Genomic DNA, 13,730 nt, shown 5'->3' with positions numbered 1-13,730 from the left:
AAATGGGCGGCGTGCGCTACAAGGTTGCCGAGGCTGCACGGCTGGCGGGTGTATCCGCCTCGACGCTCCGATTGTGGGAAACCCAAGGACTGGTCGTGCCCGAGCGCTCACCGACGGGCCACCGGCAATACACCGAAGGCGATCTCGCCCGGCTGAAACGCATTTCCTGGTTCCGGGTCGAGCGCGGTCTCAATCCCGCGGCCATCAGGGAAGCGCTCGAAGCGGAAGCGGCCGGGGACGACGACGCGCCCGCACCGGGCGAAAGCGGTCTCGACAATCAGGTCGGTCGCAAGCTGCGCAGTCTGCGGCATGCCGCCGGCCAGACTCTCGAACAGGTCGCAGGCGACGTCGGCATTGCCGCTTCTGTCCTCTCGACGCTCGAGAGAACCTCGCAGGGCGTGTCTGTCGCTGTTCTGCACAACATCGCCGAATATTTCGGGTCGACGGTATCGAGCCTGTCGGGCGAAGAGGAGACCGATGGTCGAGCCGTTGTCCGTGCGGGAGAATGGCGCACCTGGCCGAAGACGACGCCCGGTGTCACCGTGCAGCTTTTGGCCGACGGTCGCAACCAGATGGATTGCCATCGCTTCGTGCTGGAGCCGGGTGCTTCGAGCGAAGGCGCCTATCGGCATGAAGGCGAGGAATTCGTCTATGTGCTTTCGGGGCGTGTCGAGTTCATTCTCGACAGCGATCAGTTTTACGACCTGAGCGCCGGCGATTCGCTCTACTTCGAAAGCAAACGCCGCCATGCGTGGACCAACCGGCATGACGGCGAAACGGTTCTTCTCTGGATCAACACGCCGCCGACGTTCTAACCCTCGGGCTGACTGGAGGACGCTCGTTTCTGAAACGAAACAAGCGCTTGCGGTGCGGTTCTGCAGCGGCGACCGAATTTGCAGGCGTGGCGTCAGCCGCCAGCCGCCGGTAAATGCGCGCGCTTGCCAATCAAGCGGTCAAAGTTTGGCCCTATTCGGCCCTAAGGTTTTGGGGGCCGCCCTCAACGCGTCTTGCGACCGACCGGACCCTTCGCGCTTCTTCGAAGCAAATGGCAACCTCGCGGCAAAAATCGTAGCTGACCACGGAGTTGGCTCCACAGGAAGTAGACCGCAGCGGTCGGAACTCCGAGGGGACGTTGAATGCTGACTATGCGCGACCGGCAACTGGACGGATTGAGAGCCGTTGCCGTTTTGATGGTGCTGTACGCGCATTTCTTTGCCGCCGATGATTCCCATTGGGGGCATCTCGGCGTGCGGATGTTCTTCGTGCTCAGCGGCTTTCTGATAACGCGGCTGCTCCTCGACGCGCGTTCCGCGGCTCAGTTCGAAGCAGCGACGACCCTCAGGTCGTTCTATATCCGCCGTGCCCTGCGGATCTTCCCACCCTATTTCGGCATGCTTGGCTTCGTGTGGCTGGTCAACCTGGAAGGCGCCAGGGAAGGCTGGGCATGGCACGCGCTTTATCTCTCGAACTTCTGGTACGCGCTCAAGGATGCGTGGACGCCGTGGGTGCTCTGCCACACCTGGAGCCTGAGCATTGAAGAACAATTCTACATCGTCTGGCCGCTCCTCATTCTGCTGACGCCGCGCCACTGGATCGGGCGGCTCTGCATCGGCGTCATCGCCTGTTCGCTGGCATACCGATTTTATTGGCCGCTCACGGGTGAGCCCTCGCTTGCACGAGACCTGCTGCCTCCGGCATCGATGGATGCGCTGGCGGCTGGTGCCCTCTTGGCTGTTCACCGATCGACGGCCACGGCCTGGCCGCGATGGATGACAGTCAGTTGGCTGCCGTTTTCCATATTATCCCTCGTGCTGCTTTGGGGTCGATCGATGCCGGTGGGGCCGGCACTTGATTGGATCGTTTGGATCGGTCTCGAAGTTTTGCCTCTCGTCCCGCTTGTAATGTTGGTCGGCACCGCTTCCGCCGGGTTTCGTGGCGATTTCGGCAGGTTGCTGGAACTCCCGCCGCTAACGGCGCTTGGGCGTGTCAGCTATGGCGTCTACCTGTTTCATCCGGTCGTGCTGGCGCTGGTCGTCAAGGCGCAGGGGTGGATACCGGTCAACGTTTCGGAACAGGGCGTTGGGCGCTTGGTCGTCGCAGGTGCCGCCACTTTGGTCGTGGCGGCGTTCTCCTGGCTGGCGTTAGAGAGGCCGCTCAACGGCTTGAAGCGGCACTTTCCCTATCTTCGTGCCAACGGTCGGCCAAGTGCACCATCCGCGAGTGCTGGAAGCACTGTCGACTGGTTTCAGGGGCGAGGGGACGAGCGGCCGCATCCGGCTTATCGTGCGGACGCCGCTGGCCGGGCAAACGCGCTTCAAGCCTCAGATCTGCAATAGTGTTCGAGATTGTTCATGACCGTTCCGTTGGTTTCCGTCCTGCTGCCCGTTTACAACGCCGAGTCCTATCTCGCCGCGGCGCTTGAGAGCATTCTGAGGCAGGACTACCAGCGGCTGGAGATCATCGCCATCGACGATGGTTCGCGTGATCGCTCACTGGAAATCATGCGGCGTTATCGAAAGGCCGATGACCGCGTCACTATCATCTCCCGCGAGAACCGCGGTTTGATCGCGAGCTTGAACGAAGGTCTCGCTCTGGCAAAGGGCGATCTCATCGCACGGATGGATGCCGACGACATTTCCTATCCGTCACGGCTGTCGCGGCAGGTGTCGCTGTTCATGCAACAGCCACAGCTCGCGCTGTGCGGCACCGGCATCGATACGCTCATCGGCGATCGTATCGTCCGCGGCACGCCCAATCCGATCTATCGGCCGGAGAACCTGAAGGCGCTGTCGATGTTCTTCACGATCTTCATGCACTCGACCGTCGTCTACAACAGGCATGTCATTCCGGAGGATATGCTCACATATGACGCGCTTTATGTGCATGCGGAGGATTTCGATCTCTTCCGGCGTGTCACCGACCGTTTTCCGGCGATGATGATCGACGAGGCCATGGTCGCCTATCGTATCCATGGCAACAGCGTGACGAACAAGCACAAGCGCCAAATGCGCCGTACCCACTTGAAGATTGTTGCTGAAAACCTCGAGCGCGAACGTCTTTGCGACAATCCCCAGGCGCTCAATGACATCGGCCTTGCCGTCACGGCCGAGACGATCGGAAATGCTGCGAACAGCATTCTGGCGCTCGAAGACAGGATTTCCGGGTACCCGAAGCAAGGCCGCGCCGGCTATGAGGAAGGCGCCTTGAACCTCTTCTATTTCCTCTACCAGCTTGTCAGCGACGAGCGGCGGCCGCAGCTCACCCATGAGTTCCTAACGCGGACGGGCAAATGGGGGCTTATCCGGCGCCGGGAGCGATACGGCCTCATCGCAGGCGTTCATGCGCCCTGGTGCAGCAGCATGTCGCTGGCTGCGATGAGGCGCATGGATGCCCTGTCGCGATACCTGCAGTCGGTGCCGGCAGCGAACGTCCTTCCTCGTCATGGCCCGGTCTAATATGACAGTCGAACGCCCGGCATGGGCGGCAAAGGGATGCGCGAACGCGACGGAGACGCCGTGGGTGCCGACGTCGGCCGCGCGCGAAGAGACCTTCGCAAGCTTCATCGTCTGCACGCGCAACCGCGTTGAGGCGCTCGATGCCTGTATCCGATCGATCGAGGCGACGTGCCGCTCCCATGCAACAGTGCGATGCGAGCTTGTTGTGGTGGATAACGGCTCAACGGACGGCACACCCGATCGCATCAGCCGGATTGCGGCCGCGTCACCCATGGCGATCACGCATGCCGTCGAGACCCGACCGGGCCTGGCTGTCGCAAGAAATACCGCAATGGCACATGCACGCGGCAGGATCCTGATCTTCATTGATGATGACTGCGAAGTCGACGTCGGCTATCTGCGCGATCTGGAACACCACTGTGCAGGCGGCGGGGGCGGGGTCATCCGCGGCGGCCGTGTCGAGCTCGGCAACCCCGCCGACTTGCCATTCACCATCAAACGGTCGAACGTGCGCGAACGGCTGACGCATGAGGTTCATCCAGGCGGCTTCGTGCTGGGCTGCAACATGACAATGCATCGTGAGGTCGCATTGCGCGTCGGCCCCTTCGACGAACGGTTTGGCGCGGGCGCGCCGTTGCTGTCGGCAGAGGACACCGATTATCTCGTGCGCGCCGATCGACTTGGTATCCCCGTCGAATATGTCCCCGACATGGTCGTCTTCCATCATCACGGCCGTCGCGCACGGGCGGCAATCGAGACACTTCATTGCAACTACAGCTTCGGCAATGGCGCGCTTTGCCTGAAGCACCTGCGCACCGCGCCGTGGCTGCTGCGGCATTTCTGTTGGACCGTCAGGTCGGCGTTCGGGGAAATCTTCGGTGGCGCCCGGTTCGACCCCGTCTTGCACCTATCGCACTGGCCGATCGTTTTCATGAACCTGCTCGGTGCCCTCAAGTTCGTGGGCCTGTTCGTCGCGGAGCGATCGCCAGGTCCGGCCGAGCAACGGGCCGAAGAGCAACTCCACCGCTGAGGACGGTCGCCATGTTCAGAATCTTCTTGCCGGGCCTGCAGCTATTGCGCGATGCGCTCGGCGGACAAATGCGTCTGCTTCCGGCCGTGGTGATTCTCGGCCTTTGCAGCGCAGCACTCGAGGGCGTCGGTATCGGCCTCATCATCCCCATGCTGGGCATCATTGCCGGCGATCAGGATCCAGCGGCATTGAACGGCGTCTCCTCGCTGTTCCAACAGGTCGGGTCGGGGCTGGACGACGGCGAGCGGCTGATTGTCATCGCAGGCGCGGCTTTTGCCTTGATCGCGCTCAAGAACGTCATCGCCTTTGCCAACACCGTGCTCGCGACCTTCATCAACGGCAAGGCAGGACACTCGATCCGCAGCGCCCTGTCGGGTCAGCTCCTGCGGGTCGGCTATCCCTTTTTCATGAAGGAGAATCCGGGGCGCCTGCTCAACATCATTTCAAATGAGTCCTGGCGGGCCTCCGATGCAATCCAGACCGTCCTTGCGGCGGTCGTGAATGGCTCGGCCGCCGTCATTCTCCTGGCATTCCTCCTACTTCTGTCCTGGCAGATGACGCTGTTCGTGGCGCTCGGCCTCGTTCTCGTCCAGCTCGTGCACTACGTCCTGTCTGCAACCCTCAAGGGGCCGAGCCGAGAAGTCACCTCCTTTAACAGCGAGCTTGCGGCTCGAATGCTCCATCTTGTTCATGCCGGTCGTTTGATACGGATATTCGGCCAGGAGGCGCGGGAGAAGGCCGTGTTCGATACGGCGTCGGATGCGGTCAGACGCGCCGGGTTCTCGCTACAGGCCCGTCAGGGCGTGCTGCCGCCACTCACCGAGACGCTCCACTCCGCCCTCTTCCTGGCTGTTGTTGTCGCCGCCTGGTCTGTCGGCGTCAGCTTTCCCGTCATCGTTGCCTTCGTGGTCCTGCTCTATCGATTGCAGCCGCACGTGCGTGCGCTGCAATTGTCCTGGAGCCAGATCCAGGGCTGGAGCGGCTCATTGGAGGAGGTGCGGTGGCTGTTGGACGCATCCGACAAGCCAAAGCCACCCGAGGGGAGGGAGCCATTCGATTGTCTGCGACAGCAGCTGAGATTTGATCGGGTGACCTTCCGATATCCGAGTTCTGGCTCGCGTGCCGTGGTGCTGCATGCCGCGACATTCAATATCCGTGGCGGCCGCTCGACGGCGGTCATCGGCCGGTCCGGTGCCGGGAAAACCACGATCGTCAATCTGTTATGCCGCTTCGTCGAACCGGACGAGGGGCAGATCCTCGTCGATGGTATCCCCCTGAACCGGATAGACCCGGTTCAGTGGCGGAACCAGATCGCGCTCGCCAGCCAGGACCTGGAATTGGTGGATGGTACGATCCTGGAGAACATCACCTATGGCCGGGAGGCGACGACCGCAGAAGTGGAGCACGCGGCCAGGATGGCCGAAGCACACGGCTTCATCGAAAGCCTGCCGCAGGGTTATCAAACCGTCGTCGGATACAGAGGCGCCAGCCTCTCGGCGGGGCAGCGGCAGCGGGTTGCCCTGGCCAGAGCCCTCGTGCGCGACCCCGAGATCCTGATCCTGGACGAAGCCACCAACGCGGTCGACGGCCTGTCCGAAGCTGCCATCGTCGAGACGCTGAAATCGAGGGCCGGGCACCGCACGACCATCGTCATCAGTCATCACCGCAGCACGATTTCATTTTGCGACGAGGTCGTCATCCTCGGCGGTGGCCGGGTGAAAAGCCAGGCGCCTTTCGCTGACGTGGCCACCTTGAGCATGGATCAGCTTTACGAGCACGAAGCGGCGGGCGAGCGCCGCGCCTGAATGAGCGCTGGGGCCGAGTGAGTACTTGGATATCGCTGGCCTGGCGTCCGCTCGCCGAACCAGCCATCGCGATCGAAACGAAATCGGCGCGCGGCCGCTTGATCACGGGCCGCGCGCCGACTGTTGTCTGTCGCCAAGCGCTCGAACAGGCCACCCCCGTTCCCGTCGTTCCATTGGGAAGAGGGGCGGCCGGTTCGCGGATCAGGCGGCTGCGTAGCGCTTTGCCATCTCCGGCAAGCGCAGGGTGCGGATCTTCGATGCCTTGCCGGCGGTGCGGAAGGCTTCGAAACGCTCCCTGCAAACTTCGGTCATGAGAGCCGTTGCTGGCTTTAGGTAGGTGCGCGGGTCGAAATTCTCCGGGTTTTCAGCGAAGTTCTTGCGGATCGTTCCGGTCATGGCCAGACGCAGGTCGGTGTCGATGTTGACCTTGCGCACGCCGAGCGGGATCGCCTTCTGGATTTCCGACACCGGAACGCCCCAGGTCGGCTTCATCTTGCCGCCATAGGTGTTGAACAGGTCCTGCAGATCCTTCGGAACCGAGGACGAGCCGTGCATGACGAGGTGGGTGTTCGGCAGGCGCTTGTTGATCTTTGCGATCGTCTCGATCGACAGGATCTCGCCATCCGGCTCGCGGGTGAACTTGTAGGCGCCATGGCTCGTGCCGATGGCAACGGCCAGCGCATCGACGCCGGTCTTGGTGACGAAGTCGAAGGCCTGTTCCGGATCGGTGAGCAGCTCCTCGCGCGACAGCTTGCCTTCGAAGCCGTGGCCGTCTTCCTTGTCGCCAGCGCCGGTTTCCAGGTTGCCGAGGCAGCCAAGTTCGCCTTCAACGGAAACGCCGGCCGCATGGGCGATCTTCACGACTTCGGCGGTGACCGCGACATTGTATTCATAGCTGGCGACGGTCTTGCCGTCCTTTTCCAGCGAACCGTCCATCATGACGGAGGTGAAGCCGTTGGTGATCGCCGAAATGCAGGTCGACGGCTGGTCGCCGTGATCGAGATGCAGACAAACGGGAATGTGCGGATATTCTTCCGCCGCACCAAGGATGAGATGGCGCAGGAACGCATCGCCCGCATAGGAGCGAGCACCGCGGCTTGCCTGCAGGATGACGGGGGAATCAGTGGCGTCAGCAGCGCGCATGACGGCCTGAATGTATTCGAGATTGTTCACATTGAACGCCGGCAGCGCGTAGTCGTTCTCCGCCGCATGGTCGAGCAGTTGCCGCAATGTGATCAATGCCATTCGATATCTCCCTTTAGTGTTTCGGCACAGCCTTGTGCGCCACGAAAAATGGTCCGGCGTAGTGCCGCACGTGCTTGCATCGACGCAAAGTCGATGGCCGGATTGTCGTGCGACGTGACAACGCGTGCGAAATGGTCGCGCCCACCGAAGTCTGGCGCACAATAGTTCATCAAAGTGGTTTGGCAACGGTCAAGAGGCAGCCTGCGAGGGGCACCGAAGCCGCTTCAATCGATTTTACTGTGGACTGGATGCAACACAGCGGATCTAACCGTTTCGCTTTCTAGTGGTGCGCCACGGATGAGTGGGTCGGGGAAGGTCAATACCACTTTTCCGCGTGCTGATGGCGGGTTGCACCGAGACAGAAAACACCTATAGGGAAACACAGTGTCGCTGCTGAGTGAACGCTTTGCAAGAAGATTGCGGCAAAGGCTCTGTTTCTTTCCGCACATTACGTAAACTGCGCCTTGAATTCACGAAATTTGCATCAGGGCCGATTCTTGCCGTTCTGGGGACAGAGCGGCGCCAGCATCTAAAACGTTGCAGTAAAAACGCGTGGATTGCCGCCCGGTTGTCACACCTGCGTCGCAAAAACGACGAAAAGGACCGCAAACGAAATACAACCTGTGATTTCGTAAAATTACAACTCTATAGATAAAGATGCAGCAGGTTGCAGAATCCGCCTTGCGTTCGAGAAAGATTTGCACTTCTCTCCTGCGATCACAAACCCAAAAAAGGGGAAGGAGAGAAACAAAATGGCATCACTGAAACTCAACCTAAGCGCCGCCGCGCTGATCGGCTCGTTGCTCATCGGAGCAAGCCCGGCTCTTGCCGAAGCTGTCCTGCATCGTGGCAACGCCGGTGAGCCGCAGACGCTGGACCAGGCCCATACGTCGATCAACATCGAAGAGTTCATCCTCAAGGATCTCTACGAAGGCCTGACGATCTATGACGCCTCGGGCAAGATCGTCCCGGGTGCAGCCGAAACGTGGGAGCTTTCGGACGACGGTACGGTCTATACCTTCAAGCTGCGCGCTGACGCGAAGTGGTCCGACGGTTCACCGTTGACTGCAGAAGATTTCGTCTTCTCGTTCCGCCGTGTCGAAGACCCGAAGGTCGCGGCCGGCTACGCCAACATTCTCTTCCCGATCAAGAACGCCGAAAAGGTCAACAAGGGTGAACTGCCGACCGACCAGCTCGGCATGAAGGCTGTCGACGACAAGACGCTCGAAATCACGCTTGAGCGCCCGACCCCGTTCTTCCTCGAGCTGCTGGCGCACCAGACGGCACTTCCGGTCAGCAAGGCAAGCGTCGAAAAGAATGGCGCGGACTTCGTCAAGCCGGGCGTCATGGTTTCGAACGGTGCATTCACGCTCGCCGCGCACGTTCCGAACGACAGCCTGACCGCCGTCAAGAACCCCAACTACTGGGATGCCGCCAACGTCAAGCTCGACAAGGTCATCTTCTACCCGATCGACGACCAGGCCGCCTCGGTTCGCCGCTTCGAAGCGAAGGAAATGGATCTCGCCTACAACTTCTCGGCCGATCAGCTCGATCGTCTGCGCAAGTCCCATGGCGAACAGGTTCATGTTTCGCCGACGCTCGCGACCTACTACTACGCCTTCGATACCCGCCAGGAGCCCTATAGCGACGTTCGCGTTCGTCAGGCCCTGTCGATGGCAGTCGATCGCGACTTCCTCGCCAAGGAAATCTACGCCGGCTCGCAGCTGCCGGCCTACTCGATGGTGCCCCCGGGCATCGAGAGCTACGGTGATCCGTCCAAGGCCGAGTTCGGCACCCTGTCGCAGCTCGATCGCGAAGACAAGGCACTGGCTCTGATGAAGGAAGCCGGTTACGGCGAAGGTGGCAAGCCGCTCGAAATCGAGCTGCGCTACAACACCAACCCGAACCACGAGCGTGTTGCAACGGCCGTTGCCGACATGTGGAAGAACACCTTCGGCGCCAAGGTGTCGCTGGTGAACCTCGACGTGTCCTCGCACTATGCCTACCTGCAGGAAGGCGGCAAGTTCAACGTTGCGCGCGCCGGCTGGGTTGCCGACTACGCCGACGCCGAGAACTTCCTCGCTCTCAGCCTTAGCTCCAACAAGACCTTCAACTACGGCCACTTCGAAAACGCTGAATTCGACGCGCTGATGAAGAAGTCTTACGAGGAGCAGGATCCGGCAGCTCGCTCCAAGCTGCTGCATGAAGCTGAAGCTCTGCTGATGAAGGAACAGCCGATCGCTCCGCTTCTGACCCAGGCCGACCTGTGGCTGGTTTCCGACCGCGTCAAGGGCTGGCAGGACAACTCGCCGAACCAGCACTTGAGCCGGTTCCTGAGCGTCGCCGAATAACGAACAGGGACGACGCGCGGTGAAAATGCCGCGCGTCGCCTCCGGAGCACGTCAATGATTTCCTTCATCCTTCGCCGATTGGCGAGTGCGGTGCCGACCTTGTTTATTGTCGTCACCATTTCCTTTTTCCTGATGCGGTTTGCCCCTGGCGGCCCCTTCAACCTCGAGCGTCCTCTTCCGCCACAAACAATGGCGAACCTGATGGCGACCTATCAGCTCGATCAGCCCCTGTGGCGCCAATACGTTCACTATCTCAGCAATGCGGTGACCGGCGACTTTGGCCCGAGCTATATCTACAAGGATAACAACGTCGCGCAGTTGATCGGCAAGGGCTTGCCCTATTCGATGGAGCTCGGCCTGTACGCACTGCTGTTTGCCGTGATCGGCGGCGTTACCGCCGGTACGATCGCTGCACTCCGGCAAAACAGCATCCTCGACTTCACGATCATGTCGGTCTCGACGCTCGGCGTCACCGTACCGAATTTCGTCGTTGGTCCTGTCTTGACGCTGGTCTTCGCCATCGTCCTGGCCTGGCTGCCGGCCGGCGGTTGGGGTGACGGTTCGTTGCGCTTCCTGATCCTGCCGATGATCGCGCTCGCACTGCCGCAGCTCGCGGTCTTCGCGCGGCTTACCCGCGGTTCGATGATCGAGGCGCTGCACACCGACCATATCCGAACGGCCAAGGCCTACGGCCTTCCGGCAAGGACAGTCGTCATCACCCACGCCATGCGCGGCGCGATGCTGCCGGTTGTCTCCTACCTCGCACCTTGCGCGGCGGCATTGCTCACCGGTTCGGCTGTGGTCGAGACGATCTTTACCATTCCGGGCGTCGGCCGCTACTTCGTCCTCGGGGCGATCAACCGCGACTATACGCTGGTGATGGGCACGGTCATTCTCGTCGCCATCTTCGTTATCGTTTTCAATCTTTTGGTCGACATTCTCTACGGCCTGCTCGATCCGAGGGTTCGCCATGACTGATGTCGTCCAGACGCCGGCGGTAACGCCGGAAACCAAGGGGCGCAGCCTCTTCCAGCTGGCGGCCATGCGCTTCAAGCGCAACCGCGCTGCCATGGCCGGCTGCGTCATGCTGGCCCTCATCGCAGTATTCTCGTTCCTCGGGCCACTGTTTTCGCCGCATACCTACGACCAGGTGTTCCCGTCCTACGTGAATATCGGACCAAGCCTCGAGCCGCGCCCTGACACGTCCACCCTGCAAGGGGTGATGGAAGGGATCGCAACACGCGCCCGCGTCACGCTCAAGGAGTTCAACATCGACGGTGAGACCTTCACCGCGACGATCACCTCGGAGCAGCCGATCGATGCCCGCGCGACGCGCTACTTCGATCGTGCCAACGAGTTCCGTGACACTCAGGTCGTGGCAACTGAGGACGAGGGTCGTACTCTCAAGGTGACCGGTCAGGTCAATCGCGAGTATTTCCCGTTCGGCACCGATTCGAACGGCCGCGATCTGCTGGTGCGCGTCATGCTCGGCGGCCAGATCTCGATTGCCGTCGGTCTCTTGGCAAGTCTCGTGTCGCTCGGCATCGGCGTCGTCTACGGCGCGACGTCGGGTTACATCGGCGGCCGCGTCGACAACGTCATGATGCGACTGGTGGAGATCATGTATTCTCTGCCCTTCGTCTTCCTCGTTGTCGTGCTCGTGGTCTTCTTCGGACGCTCGTTCATCCTGATCTTCCTGGTGATCGGCGCGGTCGAATGGCTGGATATGGCCCGTATCGTGCGCGGCCAGACGCTGGCGCTGAAACGGCGGGAGTTTGTCGGTGCAGCCCAGGCGCTCGGCCTGACGGACTGGCAGATCATCCGCCGGCACATCATTCCGAACACCATCGGTCCTGTCATCGTTTTCGTCACCGTCGTCGTGCCGAAGGTGATCCTGCTCGAGAGCTTCCTCTCGTTCCTCGGCCTTGGCGTTCAGGCGCCGCTGACGAGCTGGGGAGCGTTGATTTCGGAAGGTGCCAACAACATCCAGTCGGCGCCCTGGCTGCTGATCTTCCCGGCCATCTTCTTTGTTCTGACGCTGTTCTCGTTGAACTTCGTCGGCGACGGCCTGCGCGATGCGCTCGACCCGAAGGACCGCTGACATGGCTGACACAAACGAAACCATCCTGGCCGTTCGCGGCCTCAAGGTGAACTTCTCGACGCCTGACGGGACGGTCGAAGCGGTCAAGGGTATCGATCTCGACGTGCGTACGGGCGAGACTCTTGCTGTTGTCGGCGAGTCCGGCTCGGGCAAAAGCCAGACCATGATGGGCATCATGGGACTGCTCGCCAAGAACGGCACCGTTACCGGTTCTGCCCGCTATCGCGGTCAGGAGCTGGTGGGTCTTTCGCCCAAGGCGCTCAACGGCGTGCGCGGTTCCAAGATCACGATGATCTTCCAGGAGCCGATGACCTCGCTCGACCCGCTCTACACGATCGGCCGGCAGATCGCCGAACCGATCGTGCACCACCGCGGCGGCACGTTCAAGCAGGCGCGCAAGCGCGTGCTGGAACTGCTCGAACTGGTCGGCATCCCCGAGCCGGGTCGACGCATCGACAGCTATCCGCACGAGCTTTCGGGCGGCCAGCGTCAACGCGTGATGATTGCGATGGCGCTCGCCAACGAGCCTGACCTTTTGATCGCCGACGAGCCGACGACAGCGCTTGACGTGACGATCCAGGCTCAGATCCTCGATCTCCTGAAGTCGTTGCAGAAGCGCTTCGGCATGGCGATCGTGCTGATCACGCACGATCTCGGCATCGTCAAGCACTTTGCCGAACGCGTCGCGGTAATGCGCCGCGGCGAAGTGGTGGAGCAGGGAACGACCGCAGACATCTTCGAGCGGCCGCAGGCCGACTATACGAAGATGCTGCTCGCGGCAGAGCCGAGCGGCCGCAAGGCACCTCCGGCGGACAGCGCACCGATCATCCTTGAAGGTCGGGACGTCTGTGTCGACTACGCGATCGGCGGTGGGTTTTTCACCCGCGGCAATGCCGTCTTCCGCGCGGTCGACAAGGTCAACCTGCGGCTTCGCGAGGGCCAGACGATCGGCGTTGTCGGTGAATCCGGCTCCGGCAAGTCGACGCTTGGGCGTGCTTTGCTGCGGCTTTTGCCGAGCAGCGGCTATTACCGCTTCGGCACGACCGACATCTCCGGCTTCGACCGCGGCCAGATGCGCCCGCTACGGCGTGCGCTGCAATTGGTGTTCCAGGATCCCTATGGCTCGCTGTCTCCGCGCAGGACCGTCGGTGAAATCATCACGGAAGGCCTGCACGTGCACGAGCCCTCGCTTAGCCGTGCCGATCGCGACCGTCGTGCCATCGAAGCGTTGAAGGAGGTCGGGCTCGATCCGGCCTCGCGCAACCGCTATCCGCACGAGTTTTCGGGTGGTCAGCGGCAGCGCATCGCGATCGCGCGTGCCATGATCCTGAAGCCGAAGGTGGTTATTCTCGACGAGCCGACATCGGCGCTCGACCGCTCCGTCCAGGGCCAGGTTATCGAGCTGCTGCGCGATCTGCAGCGCTCGCACGGCCTGTCCTACATCTTCATCAGCCACGATCTGTCGGTGGTGAAGGCAATGTCGGACTACGTGATCGTGATGAAGAACGGCAAGATCGTCGAGGAAGCCGATACCGACGGGATCTTCACTGCACCGAAGGAGCCTTACACCAAGACGCTCATCGGTGCGGCCTTCAACGTTTAAGGCGGAACCCTTACCAGGGCTTTGCAGGGGCGCGGCATCCGCGCCCCTGTTCTCGTTTTGGGTTGGGCGCAGCAGTGTCGCGGGTACGCGGTATTGCGGGGACACCATGCGCATGACGTCCGGCGTCGCCGCGTGGTCGC

10 protein-coding genes are annotated in these 13,730 nt (G+C 61.5%); 9 read left to right on the top strand and 1 reads right to left on the bottom strand.

The features are described 5' to 3' along the window. The first annotated feature begins 2 nt into the window (after positions 1–2). The 5 genes from J3R84_RS25395 to J3R84_RS25375 all read left to right on the top strand — a co-directional run bounded on the left by J3R84_RS25395 (position 3) and on the right by J3R84_RS25375 (position 6,290). Positions 3–815, top strand: coding sequence for a cupin domain-containing protein (locus tag J3R84_RS25395; RefSeq protein WP_057218053.1), 813 nt, complete (start codon positions 3–5; stop codon positions 813–815). Positions 816–1,136: 321 nt separating this feature from the next. Next, entirely contained in the window at positions 1,137–2,336 is a 1,200-nt protein-coding gene (locus tag J3R84_RS25390) for an acyltransferase family protein (RefSeq protein WP_107027233.1), read from the top strand. Between the two features lie 15 nt (positions 2,337–2,351). Next, positions 2,352–3,455: a glycosyltransferase family 2 protein gene (locus J3R84_RS25385; RefSeq protein WP_203528074.1), complete on the top strand. Its 1,104-nt coding sequence runs from the start codon at positions 2,352–2,354 to the stop codon at positions 3,453–3,455. Between the two features lies 1 nt (position 3,456). After that, entirely contained in the window at positions 3,457–4,485 is a 1,029-nt protein-coding gene (locus J3R84_RS25380) for a glycosyltransferase family 2 protein (RefSeq protein WP_107027234.1), read from the top strand. Positions 4,486–4,496: 11 nt separating this feature from the next. Then, positions 4,497–6,290 (top strand): ABC transporter ATP-binding protein, encoded by a 1,794-nt coding sequence (locus J3R84_RS25375; protein WP_107027235.1) that lies wholly within the window; start codon positions 4,497–4,499, stop codon positions 6,288–6,290. A 201-nt stretch (positions 6,291–6,491) separates the two neighbouring features. Here the strand turns inward: J3R84_RS25375 and fba are convergent, their stop codons facing one another. Then, on the bottom strand, positions 6,492–7,535 hold the full coding sequence (gene fba / locus J3R84_RS25370) for a class II fructose-bisphosphate aldolase (RefSeq protein ID WP_053248972.1): 1,044 nt from the start codon (positions 7,533–7,535) through the stop codon (positions 6,492–6,494). 752 nt (positions 7,536–8,287) lie between these two features. Here fba and J3R84_RS25365 point away from each other — a divergent pair. From J3R84_RS25365 to J3R84_RS25350, 4 genes are read left to right on the top strand one after another with little or no spacing between them, the layout of a single operon-like run. Continuing rightward, positions 8,288–9,886 (top strand): peptide ABC transporter substrate-binding protein, encoded by a 1,599-nt coding sequence (locus J3R84_RS25365; RefSeq protein ID WP_025428689.1) that lies wholly within the window; start codon positions 8,288–8,290, stop codon positions 9,884–9,886. 54 nt (positions 9,887–9,940) lie between these two features. Next, positions 9,941–10,864, top strand: a complete 924-nt coding sequence (gene oppB / locus J3R84_RS25360; protein ID WP_025428690.1) for an oligopeptide ABC transporter permease OppB — start codon at positions 9,941–9,943, stop codon at positions 10,862–10,864. Beyond that, positions 10,857–11,987 (top strand): ABC transporter permease, encoded by a 1,131-nt coding sequence (locus tag J3R84_RS25355; RefSeq protein WP_025428691.1) that lies wholly within the window; start codon positions 10,857–10,859, stop codon positions 11,985–11,987. Before oppB ends, J3R84_RS25355 begins: the two co-directional genes overlap by 8 nt. Before the next feature lies 1 nt (position 11,988). After that, positions 11,989–13,590 carry an ABC transporter ATP-binding protein gene (locus J3R84_RS25350; protein ID WP_025428692.1) on the top strand — a complete coding sequence of 534 codons (1,602 nt, stop codon included), beginning with the start codon at positions 11,989–11,991 and terminating at the stop codon, positions 13,588–13,590. Positions 13,591–13,730: the final 140 nt, after the last annotated feature.

The organism is Ensifer canadensis, assembly GCF_017488845.2.
In the GTDB taxonomy this organism is placed as follows: domain Bacteria; phylum Pseudomonadota; class Alphaproteobacteria; order Rhizobiales; family Rhizobiaceae; genus Ensifer; species Ensifer canadensis.
Note: the sequence above shows the minus strand (reverse complement) of the source record. Positions and strands in the feature narration are given on the sequence as shown.

What these genes read in the sequence shown, in the direction of transcription:
- J3R84_RS25380 (WP_107027234.1), top strand. Translation starts at nt 3,457, where the DNA reads ATGACAGTCGAACGCCCGGCATGGGCGGCAAAGGGATGCGCGAACGCG.
- J3R84_RS25365 (WP_025428689.1), top strand. Translation starts at nt 8,288, where the DNA reads ATGGCATCACTGAAACTCAACCTAAGCGCCGCCGCGCTGATCGGCTCG.
- J3R84_RS25375 (WP_107027235.1), top strand. Translation starts at nt 4,497, where the DNA reads ATGTTCAGAATCTTCTTGCCGGGCCTGCAGCTATTGCGCGATGCGCTC.
- J3R84_RS25355 (WP_025428691.1), top strand. Translation starts at nt 10,857, where the DNA reads ATGACTGATGTCGTCCAGACGCCGGCGGTAACGCCGGAAACCAAGGGG.
- oppB (WP_025428690.1), top strand. Translation starts at nt 9,941, where the DNA reads ATGATTTCCTTCATCCTTCGCCGATTGGCGAGTGCGGTGCCGACCTTG.
- fba (WP_053248972.1), bottom strand. Translation starts at nt 7,535, where the DNA reads ATGGCATTGATCACATTGCGGCAACTGCTCGACCATGCGGCGGAGAAC.
- J3R84_RS25350 (WP_025428692.1), top strand. Translation starts at nt 11,989, where the DNA reads ATGGCTGACACAAACGAAACCATCCTGGCCGTTCGCGGCCTCAAGGTG.
- J3R84_RS25385 (WP_203528074.1), top strand. Translation starts at nt 2,352, where the DNA reads ATGACCGTTCCGTTGGTTTCCGTCCTGCTGCCCGTTTACAACGCCGAG.
- J3R84_RS25395 (WP_057218053.1), top strand. Translation starts at nt 3, where the DNA reads ATGGGCGGCGTGCGCTACAAGGTTGCCGAGGCTGCACGGCTGGCGGGT.
- J3R84_RS25390 (WP_107027233.1), top strand. Translation starts at nt 1,137, where the DNA reads ATGCTGACTATGCGCGACCGGCAACTGGACGGATTGAGAGCCGTTGCC.